This is a genomic window from Pseudomonas sp. LB3P31 (assembly GCF_054897945.1).
Map to the genome: position 1 here is coordinate 4,682,828 of NZ_CM142710.1, position 13,668 is coordinate 4,696,495.

Sequence of the window (13,668 nt, forward strand, 5' to 3'; positions counted from 1 at the left end):
CCACACCCTGCGGCTTAGCCCAGCAGAGTTGCCCAGCCTTCAACCACGTCGCCGCCCCACTTGGCTTTCCACTCTTTCAGAGTCTTGTGGTTGCCACCTTTGGTTTCGATGACTTCGCCGTTATGCGGGTTTTTGTACTGTTTAACTTTGCGAGCGCGCTTGGTGCCAGTAGTTTTTACTGCGCCGCCGCGTGGAGCCTTGGTTTTGGCTTCCGGGTCCAACAGCGCAATGATGTCGCGCAGGGACTTGGAGTATTCGCCCATCAAGGTGCGCAGTTTGCCTTCGAATTCCAGCTCGGTTTGCAGTTTGTCGTCTTGGGACAGGTTCTTCAAACGGGCTTGCAGCTCTTTGATAGCTTCTTCGGTGGCGCGATATTCGTTGATCAAGGACATGAGGACTACCTTATGTTGGGCGCTGGATAGCAGGTGACAGTGCGCCAATAATAGTCAGGGTGTTTCATCAAGTAAACATTTAACCGATGTTTATTTAATTCACTTACGATGAGCAGGTGATAATTTCGCGAGCAGTTTAATACTGGGGGTGGGCTCTTCACTAATCTTCACAATTGTCTGTTGAATATCGCTTGCCAGAACACCATCGCGCGTTGCACGCAGAGGGACCAGACCTGTTTCCCCAGCCCGCACGATACGCCCGGCATCATCAGTACTGCAGTTTTGCTGCGTAATCGCTAGAATGGCGGCCTTTGCGAAGTTCTGGAGTTTCCCCCTCATGCGCACTTTTCGGCTGGTGATTGCTTGCCCGGACCGCGTCGGTATCGTTGCTAAAGTCAGTAACTTTCTGGCGTCACATAATGGCTGGATCACTGAAGCGAGCCATCACTCGGACAACCTCAGTGGCTGGTTCTTCATGCGGCACGAAATTCGTGCCGACTCGCTGCCGTTCGGTATCGAAGCCTTTCGTGAAGCCTTTGCGCCCATTGCCGAAGAATTCTCGATGAACTGGCGCATTACCGATACCGCGCAGAAAAAACGCGTGGTGTTGATGGCCAGCCGTGAATCCCACTGCCTGGCCGACCTGCTGCATCGCTGGCACAGTGATGAGCTGGACTGCGAGATTTCCTGCGTGATTTCCAACCATGACGACTTGCGCAGCATGGTCGAATGGCACGGTATTCCTTACTACCACGTTCCGGTGAATCCGCAGGACAAGGAACCGGCATTCAAGGAAGTGTCGCGCCTGGTCAAGCAGCACGATGCCGAGGTGGTGGTACTTGCCCGTTACATGCAGATCCTGCCACCGGAGTTGTGCAGCGAGTATGCGCACAAGGTGATCAACATTCATCACAGTTTCCTGCCGTCGTTTGTTGGCGCCAAGCCCTATCACCAGGCTTCGATGCGTGGGGTGAAGCTGATCGGTGCTACTTGCCACTATGTCACCGAAGAGCTGGACGCCGGTCCGATCATCGAGCAGGACGTGGTGCGCGTGAGCCATAGCGACAGCATTGAAGACATGGTTCGCTTTGGCCGTGATGTGGAGAAGATGGTGTTGGCCCGTGGGTTGCGTTATCACCTGGAAGACCGGGTGTTGGTGCATGGCAACAAGACTGTGGTGTTCTGATAGCCGCACGACACTGTTGAATTTCGAAGGGTCTGGGCGTTCAATCGCTGCAGGCCCTTTGTTGTTTTTGCGGTGAGGATTTGTTTATGGCTGATCCACTTGATAAGGCGACTTCCACGGCTCCGGCGACTTTGGGGGAGGGGTGTTTGAGTCGTTATGATCCGGATGACTTGAGTGCCGAGGATGGCACGGAGTTTCCAGGGGCTCAGGCGTTGTGGGAGCAGTTGCATCCTTCGGATTTGAGCTCTCCGGGAGTTTTGGGGGCAGAACTCTCTGTGGGAGCAAAGCTTGCTCGCGATGGCGATTGATTTGATGTGTACATATCCGTTGCTGCGGTAATGGCAGCTATCGGTTCCGCTTTTACAGCGGGTCACTTGGAACAGCGCCAAGTTACCAAGCGCTTTCTGCCCCACCACTTGGCACCTCGCCTAGGCTCGGTGTGCCCTCACTCCGGCATTGCTCCGCGGGCCCGCTGCGATGGGCCGTCCCTGGCCCAGCGCAGCTAAACCGGCATCCTTGCCGGTTTACCCGCTGCGCAATGCCTGCGTTCGGCCAGCGTGGTTAACGGGGCGTCCGCGATCAAAAACCAGGCCGTGGTGGCCTCTGGGCCGACCAAGGCTTCAAGCGGGCGCGCTGCGCTTGTTTGGTCGTACACACCACCTTGTAGGAGCTGCCGAGTGCAACGAGGCTGCGATCTTTTGATCTTGCTGTTAAGAGGCCAGATTAAAAGATCGCAGCCTCGTTCGGCATTCAACATTGATGGCGACTGCCCCGTCGCTTTCGCGGGCAAGCCCGCTCCCACAGGGATAGTGTCAACCGGAAGTATGTGCACGACCAGATAAGCGAAGCGCGCCGGCTTGATGCCTTGGTCGGCCCGAAGGCCGCCACGGCGAAGCTTTTGATCGCGGGCGCCCCGTTAAACTACGATGGCTGAACGCAGGCATTGCGGAGCGGGTAAACCGGCAAGGATGCCGGTTTAGCTGCGTTGGGCCATGGATGGCCCGTCGCAGCGGCCCGCGGAGCAATGCCGGAGTGAGGGCACACCGAGCCTAGGCGAGGTGCCGAGTGGTGGGGCAAGAAGCGTTTGGTTACTTTGCGCTTTTTCAAAGTGACCCGCTGTAAAAGCGGAACCAATAGAAGCCATTACCGCAGCAATGGATATGTACCCGAAGCAAGGTCAAAAGATCGCAGCCTCGTTGCTCTCGACAGCTCCTACAGGGGGGGCAGTGTGCAGTAAAGGCGGACCAATAGTAGTCGTTACCGCAGGAATGGATATGTACTAAGAAGCAAGATCAAAAGATAGCAGCCTCGGTTCTCTCGACAGCTCCTACGCCCGAATCAACTTTCTCAACAACGGTCGCCCCAGCATCAAAAAGAACACCGGCCCACCCACCAGCAAATAGAAGTAATACGTCACCGCCCGCCAGATCAGAATGGCCGCAGCCGCCGTCGATTTACCCACCATCGGCGCCAACAAAGCCGCCGAGGTCAATTCTGCAGCGCCGGCGCCGCCCGGTAGCAGGCTGAACTGCCCGGCACTGAGCGAAAGCATCTGGATCAGAAACGTCCAGGCCCACTGCAAATCCGCACCCAACCCGAGCAATGCCAGGTACAGCACGCTGTAACGCAGGCCCCAATGCAGGCAAGTCAGCACAAACACCTTGATCAGGGTCTGCCGGGGCAGTTTCAGGGTGTCGCTGAACGCCGCGAGGAAGTGCAGGAGTTTGCGTGCCCAGCGCAGGCGTGTGCTGGCCTTGACGTTGAGGCGGGCAAGCAGGCGGCCGCTCAAGCGGATTAACAAGCGGTGATAGCGCGCCACTGCCAGACAACTGACCAGGCCGCCGAACATCGAGATGGCGCTGACCATCAGCAGCCATTCCATGCGCTGGCTCAGGTGCTGGAACATTGCATAGATCAATATTCCGCTCAGCGCGCAGAGGAAGAACACCAGGTCGCTCAGCTGATCCATCGCAAACACCGCGCTGCCCCTGGCCGGGCGTACGCCCTGGCGTGACAGCAAGGCCATGATGGTCAGCGGCCCACCGCTGCCACCGGGGGTGGCGCAATAGGCGAACTCTGCGGCCATCACCACCCCGAGGCTTTTCAGCCGGCCGACCTTGTGGCACTGATCGCCCAGCAACAAGCGCAGACGCAGGGTGTTCAACACCCAGCACAGCATAATCATGCCGAACATGACGAGCAGCCAGTGCAGGGGGAAGTGTCGCAACCGATACCAGGTTTCGTTGCCACCCAGCAGGGACGGGATCAGCACTGCGACCAGCAGCGCTATCATTAGCAGAACGACGCGACTCATGAGTTCTGACCGACAGGATGGCCGGGTAATCGCAGCCAGTCAGCCTTGGTCATCGGCACTCTGCCTTGGTCCAGCAGGCGTTTGAGGGTTTGCAGCCAGTAGTCACGGGAAAATCCGTGGCGCATGTCCACCGGGTGCAGGCCCAGGCGAATCACCGGCGCTTGCTGCCAGCGCTGTTCACGTCGATCGCTGAGCCATTTCGACAGGCCCCGGCGCCATGCGCTGCGCGAGCTCCATACCAGCCCCGGTGCGTTCACCACGCTGAAATCGGGCAGCCGGTACAGGTGCTGTGGATCACTGGTATAGCTCAGCGGCAACTGGCGCAGGGCTTCGCGGGTACCCGCACTCATCAACCAGGCGGGCGCGACAAACCCTTCCAGCGGCCAGTCGTAGCGCTGGAACATTTCGACTCCGGCCTGCAGGCGGGCCAGCGCCTGTTGTTCGGTCAGGCCATAAAACTCGCCTTCATGGGTGTAGATGCGGCGTATGAACCAGTCTCGGGGAGTGCTCGGAGGTGGGTCTTCGTCACAATGAAAATAGCCGTGCAACGCCAATTCGTCACCTCTAGCCACTCGCCCAGAGAGCAGTCGACGAAACTCCGGGTGCGCTTGCAGATCGTTGTGCTTGTGGAAATCCGGTACCACCAGCCAGGTCATCGGCACCTCACCGAGCGCATCGACGGCTTCGACGAAGGGCTGATAGTCGGGCCAGGTCTGCGGCGCGACATCGTGCAACACCAACAGCAGGCAAGGCGTGTTCATGGGTTCAACCATTGGCGATCAACGGCCATTCGTTGCCCAGCACGGCGTGGTAATGCCCCAGCAGGCTGTCGACCACAGTGTCCCAGGCATAGTGCTGTTCAACATGGCGGCGGGCTTGCCTGCCGAGGCTCGTGCCTGCGCAGCTGAACAATTCATGGACCGCGTCGGCCATTGCTGCAGGACTATTCGGGGCGCAGAGCAGGCCGCATTGGTCGGTGACGATTTCCTGAAAGGCCCCGGCAGCTACCGCGATCACCGGAATGCCGCTGGCCATGGCTTCGAGAATCACCAGCCCGAAGGTTTCCTGATCGCCGGCATGCAGCAGTGCGTCGGCGCTGGCCAACAAACGCGCCACCTGCGCCGCGGGGCAGAATTCATCGACCACCGTGACGTTGTCCGGCACGATTGCTGGCATCGACGACCCCACCAGCAGTAGATGAAAGCGCGGGCCCAGGCGCTTCATGCAGTCGAGCAGCACCGGCAGGTTTTTTTCCTTGGCGCCGCGGCCGGCAAAGATCAACAGGTGAGTGTCTTCGGCAATCCCCAGTTCTGCCCGCAACTCCGGGTCGCGGGCGGCGGGGTTGAAGGTTTGCAGATCGACGCCCAAGGGTTGCACGTAGACATTTTTCACCCCCAGGCCAATCAGCTTGTCGGCCATGACCTGGCTGGGAGCGAGCACCCGATCAAAGTTGCCATAAAGCTTGCGCACGTAGGCTTCGACATTCGGCGTTACCCAGTTACCCATGCGATTGCTGCACAGCAGCGGCAAATCCGAGTGATAGAAGCCGATCACCGGGACATCCAGCTGGCGCCGGGCGTCCAGGGCGGCCCAGGCGGTGAGATAGGGGTCGCCGACCTCGATAAGATCGGGCTGTAATTCCTGCAGGACATTGCGCCAGGGAGCCAGGCGAACGGGGAAACGATAGCCTTTGCCGAAGGGCAGGGCGGGAGCGGGAACCGTGTATACGCCGTCCTGTTCACCCAGGTGGGCGCCGGGAATCAACAGGCTGTGGCGAATCCCGGGCTTGATGCCGAGGCGCCGGTGTTTGGCATCCAGATACGTGCGCACGCCACCACTGGCAGGGGCGTAGAACATGGTTATGTCAGCGATATGCACGATGAGCATCCCTCCGGTCCGTGGTTCTCCTTTGGTTGACCTTTATGAAGGATAGATGTTCGGTTGGGGTTTGCTGGAGGGGGTGTAAGCGAGGTTGTGTGGTGCATATAAAACAGCTATCGCGAGCAGGCTCACTCCTACAGTTGGAACGCGTACCCCTGTAGGAGTGAGCCTGCTCGCGATGGGGCCCGCAAGCGCGACTTAAATCCTGAAACTACCCACCAACTGCTTCAACCGCGCCGCCTGCTGCTCCAGGTCAGAACACGCCCGCAACGTCGACTGCAGGTTTTCCACCCCTTCCTGGTTCAACGTATTGATCTCAGTAATATCGACGTTGATCGACTCCACCACCGCCGTCTGCTCCTCGGTCGCCGTGGCCACCGACTGGTTCATCCCGTCGATCTCGCCAATGCGCAGGGTCACGCTGTTCAGGCGTTCGCCGGCCAGGTTGGCAATGTCCACACTGTCCTGGCTGTGGCGCTGGCTGTCGCTCATGTTGCTCACCGATTCCCGGGCGCCGACCTGCAGTTCCTCGATCATGGTCTGCACCTGTTGCGCCGATTCCTGGGTGCGATGCGCCAGGTTGCGCACTTCATCGGCGACCACTGCAAAGCCACGACCGGCCTCACCGGCGCGTGCCGCCTCGATCGCCGCGTTCAACGCGAGCAGGTTGGTTTGCTGGGAGATGCTGGTGATGACCTCGAGGATCTGGCCGATGTTCACCGTCTTGCTGTTCAACGACTCGATATTGGTGCTGGAGGCACTGAGCATGCTCGACAGTTGATTCATCGCGGCAATGCTGCGGTCCACCACCTGCTGGCCATCTTCGGCAAGGTTGCGCGCATCGCTGGCCTGGCTCGACGCCTGCGCGGCGTTGCGGGCAATCTCCTGGGCAGCGGCGCCCAACTGATTGATCGCCGCAGCTACGCTGCTGGTGCGGGAGGCTTGCTGGTCGGAATTGAACATCGATGAGTTCGAAGCGGCGACGACGCGCAAGGCCACTTCGTTGACCTGGCCGGTGGCCGACGAAACTTCGCGGATCGAACCGTGGATGCGTTCGACGAAGCGGTTGAACGCGGTACCGAGAATGCCGAATTCATCATTGTTCTGGATGGTCAGGCGCTTGGTCAGGTCACCTTCGCCATCGGCGATGTCTTCCATGGCGCGGGTCATCACGTGCAATGGCTGGATCAGCAGGCGGATCAGCATGCCCAGCAGGGCAATGATGATCGCCACCGCGATCAGCGTCGCAACCACTGCCGAGGCGCGAAATTCGCTGAGCATCGAGAAAGCTTTGTCTTTATCGACCGACAGGCCGATGTACCAGTTGACCGAAGGCAAGCCCTTGACCTGAGTGAAGTTGACGATGCGGGTCTTGCCGTCGACTTGCACTTCGCTGAAGTCATTGCCCAATCGCGGCGCTCCTTGTGGGAAGGCCTCGCTCAGGGTCTTCATGACCAGGGTCTTGTCCGGGTGCACCAGGATCTTGCCGTCGGCGCTGACCAGGAACGCATAACCCATGCCGTCGAAATCCCGGGCGCTGAGGGTGTCGATCAAGGTTTGCAGGCTCAGGTCGCCGCCTACCACGCCGACGCTCTGCCCGGCTTTTTTCGAGGCGGTGGCGATGGAGATGATGGTTTGCCCGGTGGCAGCATCGATATAGGGTTCGGTCAGCGTGGCAGTGCTGCTACTTTCGGCGCCTTTGTACCAGGGGCGTACCCGCGGATCGAAGCCAGCGGGCATCTTCGCGTCCGGGCGAATGGTGAAACTGCCGGTCGCGTCGCCCAGGTAGGACGCCATGAAAGTCGACGTCAGGGCTTTCTGCTCAAGCAGGCTGGCGACAGTGCCAGGCTCGGGATTGATGGCGATGTTCTGGGCGAGGTTGTCGATCAGCAGAATGCGCCCGGTCAACCAGGTTTGAATGTTGCTGGCGGTGACGTCGCCCATCTCGTTGAGGTAGTTGTCCAGGTCTTCGCGGATAGCGTTACGCTGCAGATAATCGTTGTACAGCGTGAACGAGGCAAAGGCGGCAATGACAATGAGCGCAGCGGCAAGCAGGATCTTATGGCTGAAACGCAGGTTTTTGTTCATGGCTTGAGGTTCCGCTAAGGTCTTAATGTCCAGGGCGTGCTTTTATAAGAGAACGCGAATTGGGTGGTGGCGAGCACAAGCGGATAGCTACGTTTTCTCTGTAGGAAATTCCCGACGCTCTTCAATCCCCTGTATCGGCCATCAGGAATCAAAGATTAACCATGGGTGACAAAATGCCTGACTCCTTGCAACTCATTATCGGTGCCGATCCCGCCTGTCAGCCAATCGCCCAGGCGATGCGCCTGGCCAACCGTCATGGCCTGGTCGCCGGCGCTACCGGGACTGGCAAGACGGTCACCTTGCAACGCCTGGCCGAGGCCTTCAGCGACGCTGGCGTCGCGGTGTTCGCTGCGGATATCAAAGGCGACTTGTGCGGGCTGGGCGCCGCTGGCAATCCTCAGGGCAAGATTGCCGAGCGCATCGCCGGCATGTCCTGGCTGAACCACAAGCCGCAGGCATATCCGGTCACTTTGTGGGATATCCACGGCCAGTCCGGCCACCCTTTGCGTACCACCCTCAGCGAAATGGGGCCGTTGCTGCTCGGCAGCCTGCTGGAGCTGACCGACAGCCAGCAGTCGGCGCTGTATGCCGCGTTCAAGGTCGCGGACCGCGAAGGCTTGTTACTGCTGGACCTGAAGGATCTGAAAGCACTGCTCAATCACCTGCGCGAGCACCCCGAGTTGCTGGGAGACGATGCCGCGCTGATGACCACCGGTTCCAGCCAGGCACTGCTGCGCCGGCTCGCGACACTTGAGCAGCAGGGCGCGGAAGCGCTGTTCGGTGAGCCGGCGTTGCAGCTCGAAGACATTTTGCAACCGACCGCCGAGGGCCGCGGGCGCATCCACCTGCTCGACGCCAGTCGCCTGGTGCATGAGGCGCCGAAGGTCTACGCGACTTTCCTGTTGTGGTTGCTGGCCGAACTGTTCGAGCAATTGCCCGAGCGCGGTGACTCGGACAAGCCGCTGCTGGCGCTGTTCTTCGACGAAGCGCACCTGCTGTTCGCCGGTACGCCCCAGGCACTGCGCGATCGCCTGGAGCAAGTGGTGCGGCTGATCCGCTCGAAAGGTGTGGGGGTGTATTTCGTTACTCAATCGCCGGGCGACTTGCCAGATGATGTGCTGGCCCAGTTGGGACTGCGCATCCAGCATGGATTGCGCGCATTTACCGCCAAGGAGCAGAAGTCCTTGCGCGCAGTAGCGGAAGGCTTCCGGCCCAACCCGGCGTTTGACGCCTTGTCGGTGCTGACCGAGCTGGGCATCGGTGAAGCGCTGGTGGGCACCTTGCAGGAAAAAGGCACCCCCGAGATGGTTCAGCGAGTACTGGTGGCGCCACCCCAGTCGCGAATCGGCCCATTGACCGAAACCGAGCGCACGCTGCTGATTGCCGGCTCGCCGTTCAAGGGGCGTTACGATAAGCCGATTGATCGCGAGTCAGCGTATGAAGTGCTGATGGGACGCAAGGGGCTGGCGCCGGAGGCTGAAGCTGCACCTGGCAAAGCTGAAGAGCCGAGCTTTACCGATAAGGCCGGGGAATTCCTCGGCACGGCGGCGGGTCAGGCGCTGAAATCTGCGATGCGTCAGGCGGCTAATCAGATAGGCAGGCAGTTGGTGCGGGGGTTGATGGGGTCGTTGCTGGGGGGCAGCAAGCGCCGGTAGTGGCAACCCACATCTATTATTGTGGGAGCGGGCTTGCTCGCGAAGGGGGCGGTCCAGCCACCATCAATGTCGAATGCCAGGCCGCCTTCGCGAGCAAGCCCGCTCCCACAGGGGGGATAGCGTTTGTTCAGGCAGCCTGTGCCATCGTTGACGTCCATCGCGAGCAAGCTTTGCTCCCACAGGTGCTCTGTTCATACAGAGCCGATTTCAAATTCAGGGAAAGTGCAGGACAAAACCAGCGCAGCGCGCCGGCTTGATGCCTTGGTCGGCCCGAAGGCCGCCACGGCAAGGATCTTGATCGCAGGCGCCCCGTTAACCACGCTGGCCGAACGCAGGTATTGCGCAGCGGGTAAACCGGCAAGGATGCCGGTTTAGCTGCGTTGGGCCATGGATGGCCCGTCGCAGCGGCCCGCTGCGCAATACCGGAGTGAGGGCACATCGAGCCTAGGCGAGGTGCCGAGTGGTGGGGCAAGAGCGTTTGGGTTACTTTTGCGCTCTATCAAAAGTGACTCGCCGTAAGGGGGAAACCGATAGACGCCATTCCGCAGAAACGGATATGCACACTTAAAAACAGGCGCCCCACATCAACCCTTAGGCCTCGCATGCGCCGCCAGCCGCTCCAACGCCGCGCGCAAATTCGGATCACTAATCCCGTCAGCCGTAGCCTGAATAATCGCCCCCGCATCGATCGACAAACTGATGCTATGCCCCACCGCCCCCTGCTGGACGGTCGGCGGCTGCACCTTGAACATGATCCGCGTCAAACTGGCAAACTCGTCAAACATCTGCAGCTGGCGTTGCAGGCGCTTCTGTTGATAGCGCAGCCGGGTCGCCCAATGACCATCGGTCACGATTAACAGCAAACTGCCCTCGCGCCACGACGCGACATGGCAGTGTTCCCGGGCAGCAGGCTGCAGCTGACTTTCCAGCAGGCGTTGCAAATGACCCAGGCGTTGCGCGTGGCCGAAAATGGCTTTGAGCGGTTTGGCTTCGCGAAGCAGAACGGAGGGTGCTCTGGCCGTAAGAGGGCGAAATGCCATGATCAGACACCTGAAGTAACAGAGCCGCCATCTTAGCAGAAAGCACCCCATCCGCTCGCCCCATTGCTTTACGAGCGCTTTACCCATTAAATCAACAAGTAACTTATGTCGTGAATGACTTGAAGTTCAGCAAAATGCCCTTATTTTAAGTGAGCCCCGTAACAACGCTGTGCCAGCATCGTGGAATAACGCCACTTTCCTCACCACCGTTTCCGGGTAGAATGCTCGTTCGCGTGCGGCCATGAGGGCTGCTCGGGCGACTCACGGGGCCGCCCTCCATCCCTTTAGTGTGGAAGATCCTGCCGATATGTTTGCGCCTTTGTTAAAGAAACTTTTTGGAAGCAAGAACGAGCGTGAAGTCAAACGCATGCTCAAGACGGTGCAATTCGTCAATGCCTTCGAAGAGCAAATGGTGGCCCTTTCGGACGATCAATTGCGTGCCAAGACCGATGAGTTCAAGGCCCGCATCGCCAAAGGGGAAACCCTCGACAAGCTGTTGCCAGAAGCCTTCGCGGTCGCCCGCGAAGCCGGCAAGCGGGTCATGGGTATGCGCCACTTCGATGTCCAGCTGATCGGCGGCATGACCTTGCATGAAGGCATGATTGCGGAAATGCGTACCGGTGAAGGCAAGACCCTGGTGGCAACACTGGGCGTTTACCTGAACGCGCTGTCCGGCAAGGGCGTGCACGTTGTGACGGTGAACGACTACCTGGCTCGTCGTGACGCCAACTGGATGCGCCCGCTCTACGAATTCCTCGGCCTGACGGTCGGCGTGGTCACGCCGTTCCAGCCGCCGGAAGAGAAGCGCCTGGCTTACGCCGCCGACATCACCTACGGCACCAACAACGAATTCGGTTTCGACTACCTGCGCGACAACATGGCGTTCAGCATGGAAGAAAAATTCCAGCGCGAACTCAACTTTGCCGTGATCGACGAAGTCGACTCCATCCTCATCGACGAAGCCCGTACCCCGCTGATCATTTCCGGTCAGGCCGAAGACAGCTCCAAGATGTATGTCGAGATCAACAAACTGATCCCGCAGCTGGAGCTGCACGTCGAGGAAGTTGAAGGCGAAGTCACCAAGGCTGGCCACTATACCGTCGACGAGAAAACCCGTCAGGTGGAGCTCAACGAAGCCGGTCACCAGTTCATCGAGGACATGCTCACCCGCGTCGGCCTGCTGGCTGAAGGCGAGAGCCTGTATTCGGCGCATAACCTGGGTCTGCTGACCCACGTCTATGCCGGTCTGCGTGCGCACAAGCTGTTCCATCGCAACATCGAATACATCGTGCAGGACGGTCAGGTAGTACTGGTCGACGAACACACCGGTCGCACCATGCCGGGTCGTCGTCTGTCCGAAGGCCTGCACCAGGCCATCGAGGCCAAGGAAGAGCTGAATATCCAGGCCGAAAGCCAGACCCTGGCATCGACCACGTTCCAGAACTACTTCCGCCTGTACAACAAGCTGTCCGGCATGACCGGTACCGCTGACACCGAAGCGTTCGAGTTCCATCAGATCTACGGTCTGTCGGTGATGGTGATTCCGCCCAACCGTCCGCTGGCGCGTAAAGACTACAACGACCTGGTGTTCCTGACCGCCGACGAGAAATACGCGGCGATCATTACCGACATCAAGGAATGCATGACCCAGGGCCGTCCGGTGCTGGTGGGTACTGCAACCATCGAAACTTCCGAGCACATGTCCAATCTGCTCAACAAGGAAGGCATCGAGCACAAGGTCCTGAACGCCAAGTTCCACGAAAAAGAAGCCGAGATCATTGCCCAGGCCGGTCGCCCAGGCGCACTGACCATCGCGACCAACATGGCCGGTCGTGGTACCGACATCCTGTTGGGCGGCAACTGGGAAGTGGAAGTGGCCTCGCTGGAAGACCCGACCCCTGAGCAGATTGCCCAGATCAAGGCCGACTGGCAGAAACGTCACCAGCAAGTGCTGGAGTCGGGTGGCCTGCAGGTGATCGCTTCCGAGCGCCACGAATCGCGCCGTATCGACAACCAGTTGCGTGGCCGTGCCGGTCGTCAGGGTGACGCTGGTTCCAGCCGCTTCTACCTGTCGCTGGAAGACAGCCTGATGCGCATCTTCGCCTCTGATCGGGTGAAGAACTTCATGAAGGCCCTGGGCATGCAGCCTGGCGAAGCGATTGAGCACCGTATGGTGACCAACGCCATCGAAAAGGCTCAGCGCAAGGTTGAAGGCCGCAACTTCGATATCCGCAAGCAATTGCTCGAGTTCGACGACGTCAACAACGAACAGCGTAAAGTGATCTATCACATGCGTAACACGTTGCTGGCCGCTGACAACATTGGCGAGACCATCGCCGACTTCCGTCAGGACGTGCTCAACGCGACCGTCGGCGCGCACATTCCGCCGCAGTCGCTGCCTGAGCAGTGGGACGTCGCCGGTCTGGAAGCTGCATTGCAGAGCGACTTCGGTGTGGCCTTGCCGATCCAGCAATGGCTCGACGAAGACGATCACCTGTACGAAGAGACTCTGCGCGAGAAGCTGATGAACGAGCTGATCGCCGCGTACAACGAGAAAGAAGACCAGGCGGGCGCCGATGCGCTGCGCACCTTCGAGAAGCAGATCGTGCTGCGCGTCCTCGACGACTTGTGGAAAGACCACCTGTCGACCATGGACCACCTGCGTCACGGTATCCACTTGCGTGGCTACGCCCAGAAGAACCCGAAGCAAGAGTACAAGCGCGAGTCGTTCACGCTGTTCTCCGAGCTGCTGGATTCGATCAAGCGCGACTCTATTCGTGTGCTGTCTCACGTTCAGGTTCGCCGCGAAGATCCGATCGAAGAAGAGCAACGCCTGCGCCAGGAAGCCGAAGCGCTGGCTGCTCGCATGCAATTCCAGCACGACGAAGCGCCAGGTCTGGAGCAACCGGAGCTGCTGGGTGAAGAGGTCGATGTCGCCCTCGCTGCCGCCCCGGTGCGCAACGAACAGAAGCTGGGCCGTAACGAACTGTGCTACTGCGGTTCGGGCAAGAAATTCAAGCATTGCCACGGGCAGATCCAGTAAAACCCGTTCAGCACGCTGAAATACCCGCGCCGCGACCGGCATCAGCCGTCGCGGCGTTTTGCCATTTGA

At 59.5% G+C, this 13,668-nt stretch carries 10 protein-coding genes and 1 pseudogene; 4 read left to right on the plus strand and 7 right to left on the minus strand.

The genetic code is table 11. The features are described 5' to 3' along the window. Positions 1-14: 14 nt before the first annotated feature. Entirely contained in the window at positions 15-392 is a 378-nt protein-coding gene (gene mvaT / locus ACYZTK_RS21295) for a histone-like nucleoid-structuring protein MvaT (protein WP_008058684.1), read from the minus strand. 337 nt (positions 393-729) lie between these two features. Here mvaT and purU point away from each other — a divergent pair, with 337 nt between their 5' ends. Together purU and ACYZTK_RS21305 are read left to right on the plus strand one after the other, a co-directional pair. Then, the gene (gene purU, locus ACYZTK_RS21300; RefSeq protein ID WP_247291804.1) at positions 730-1,578 is read left to right on the plus strand and encodes a formyltetrahydrofolate deformylase; all 849 of its coding nucleotides are present in this window, start codon (positions 730-732) and stop codon (positions 1,576-1,578) included. An 86-nt stretch (positions 1,579-1,664) separates the two neighbouring features. Next, positions 1,665-1,886 carry a hypothetical protein gene (locus ACYZTK_RS21305; protein WP_462011643.1) on the plus strand — a complete coding sequence of 74 codons (222 nt, stop codon included), beginning with the start codon at positions 1,665-1,667 and terminating at the stop codon, positions 1,884-1,886. Between the two features lie 1,019 nt (positions 1,887-2,905). Here the strand turns inward: ACYZTK_RS21305 and ACYZTK_RS21310 are convergent. From ACYZTK_RS21310 to ACYZTK_RS21330, 5 genes and pseudogenes are all read right to left on the minus strand, one after another. Next, positions 2,906-3,892 carry a lysylphosphatidylglycerol synthase transmembrane domain-containing protein gene (locus ACYZTK_RS21310; RefSeq protein WP_462011644.1) on the minus strand — a complete coding sequence of 329 codons (987 nt, stop codon included), beginning with the start codon at positions 3,890-3,892 and terminating at the stop codon, positions 2,906-2,908. Further along, on the minus strand, positions 3,889-4,665 hold the full coding sequence (locus tag ACYZTK_RS21315; protein ID WP_462011645.1) for a DUF2334 domain-containing protein: 777 nt from the start codon (positions 4,663-4,665) through the stop codon (positions 3,889-3,891). The genes ACYZTK_RS21310 and ACYZTK_RS21315 overlap by 4 nt, the downstream gene beginning before the upstream one ends. Then, positions 4,658-5,770 carry a glycosyltransferase family 4 protein gene (locus tag ACYZTK_RS21320; RefSeq protein ID WP_462014945.1) on the minus strand — a complete coding sequence of 371 codons (1,113 nt, stop codon included), beginning with the start codon at positions 5,768-5,770 and terminating at the stop codon, positions 4,658-4,660. Before ACYZTK_RS21320 ends, ACYZTK_RS21315 begins: the two co-directional genes overlap by 8 nt. Before the next feature lie 201 nt (positions 5,771-5,971). Continuing rightward, positions 5,972-6,736, minus strand: a complete 765-nt coding sequence (locus tag ACYZTK_RS21325) for a methyl-accepting chemotaxis protein (RefSeq protein WP_442963620.1) — start codon at positions 6,734-6,736, stop codon at positions 5,972-5,974. A gap of 141 nt (positions 6,737-6,877) precedes the next feature. Next, positions 6,878-7,861 (minus strand): annotated as a pseudogene (locus ACYZTK_RS21330) (HAMP domain-containing protein); the annotation flags it as partial. Between the two features lie 173 nt (positions 7,862-8,034). Between ACYZTK_RS21330 and ACYZTK_RS21335 the strand changes: the two are divergent. Then, positions 8,035-9,516 carry a helicase HerA-like domain-containing protein gene (locus tag ACYZTK_RS21335; protein WP_462011646.1) on the plus strand — a complete coding sequence of 494 codons (1,482 nt, stop codon included), beginning with the start codon at positions 8,035-8,037 and terminating at the stop codon, positions 9,514-9,516. A gap of 584 nt (positions 9,517-10,100) precedes the next feature. Here the strand turns inward: ACYZTK_RS21335 and ACYZTK_RS21340 are convergent. After that, on the minus strand, positions 10,101-10,556 hold the full coding sequence (locus ACYZTK_RS21340) for a DUF721 domain-containing protein (protein WP_462011647.1): 456 nt from the start codon (positions 10,554-10,556) through the stop codon (positions 10,101-10,103). A gap of 307 nt (positions 10,557-10,863) precedes the next feature. On the opposite strand from ACYZTK_RS21340, the gene secA reads away from it, so the two are divergent. Then, on the plus strand, positions 10,864-13,599 hold the full coding sequence (gene secA / locus ACYZTK_RS21345) for a preprotein translocase subunit SecA (protein WP_462011648.1): 2,736 nt from the start codon (positions 10,864-10,866) through the stop codon (positions 13,597-13,599). Positions 13,600-13,668 lie beyond the last annotated feature (69 nt).

What these genes read in the sequence shown, in the direction of transcription:
- ACYZTK_RS21305 (WP_462011643.1), top strand. Translation starts at nt 1,665, where the DNA reads ATGGCTGATCCACTTGATAAGGCGACTTCCACGGCTCCGGCGACTTTG.
- ACYZTK_RS21335 (WP_462011646.1), top strand. Translation starts at nt 8,035, where the DNA reads ATGCCTGACTCCTTGCAACTCATTATCGGTGCCGATCCCGCCTGTCAG.
- ACYZTK_RS21315 (WP_462011645.1), bottom strand. Translation starts at nt 4,665, where the DNA reads ATGGTTGAACCCATGAACACGCCTTGCCTGCTGTTGGTGTTGCACGAT.
- mvaT (WP_008058684.1), bottom strand. Translation starts at nt 392, where the DNA reads ATGTCCTTGATCAACGAATATCGCGCCACCGAAGAAGCTATCAAAGAG.
- ACYZTK_RS21340 (WP_462011647.1), bottom strand. Translation starts at nt 10,556, where the DNA reads ATGGCATTTCGCCCTCTTACGGCCAGAGCACCCTCCGTTCTGCTTCGC.
- ACYZTK_RS21310 (WP_462011644.1), bottom strand. Translation starts at nt 3,892, where the DNA reads ATGAGTCGCGTCGTTCTGCTAATGATAGCGCTGCTGGTCGCAGTGCTG.
- ACYZTK_RS21325 (WP_442963620.1), bottom strand. Translation starts at nt 6,736, where the DNA reads ATGTTCAATTCCGACCAGCAAGCCTCCCGCACCAGCAGCGTAGCTGCG.
- secA (WP_462011648.1), top strand. Translation starts at nt 10,864, where the DNA reads ATGTTTGCGCCTTTGTTAAAGAAACTTTTTGGAAGCAAGAACGAGCGT.
- purU (WP_247291804.1), top strand. Translation starts at nt 730, where the DNA reads ATGCGCACTTTTCGGCTGGTGATTGCTTGCCCGGACCGCGTCGGTATC.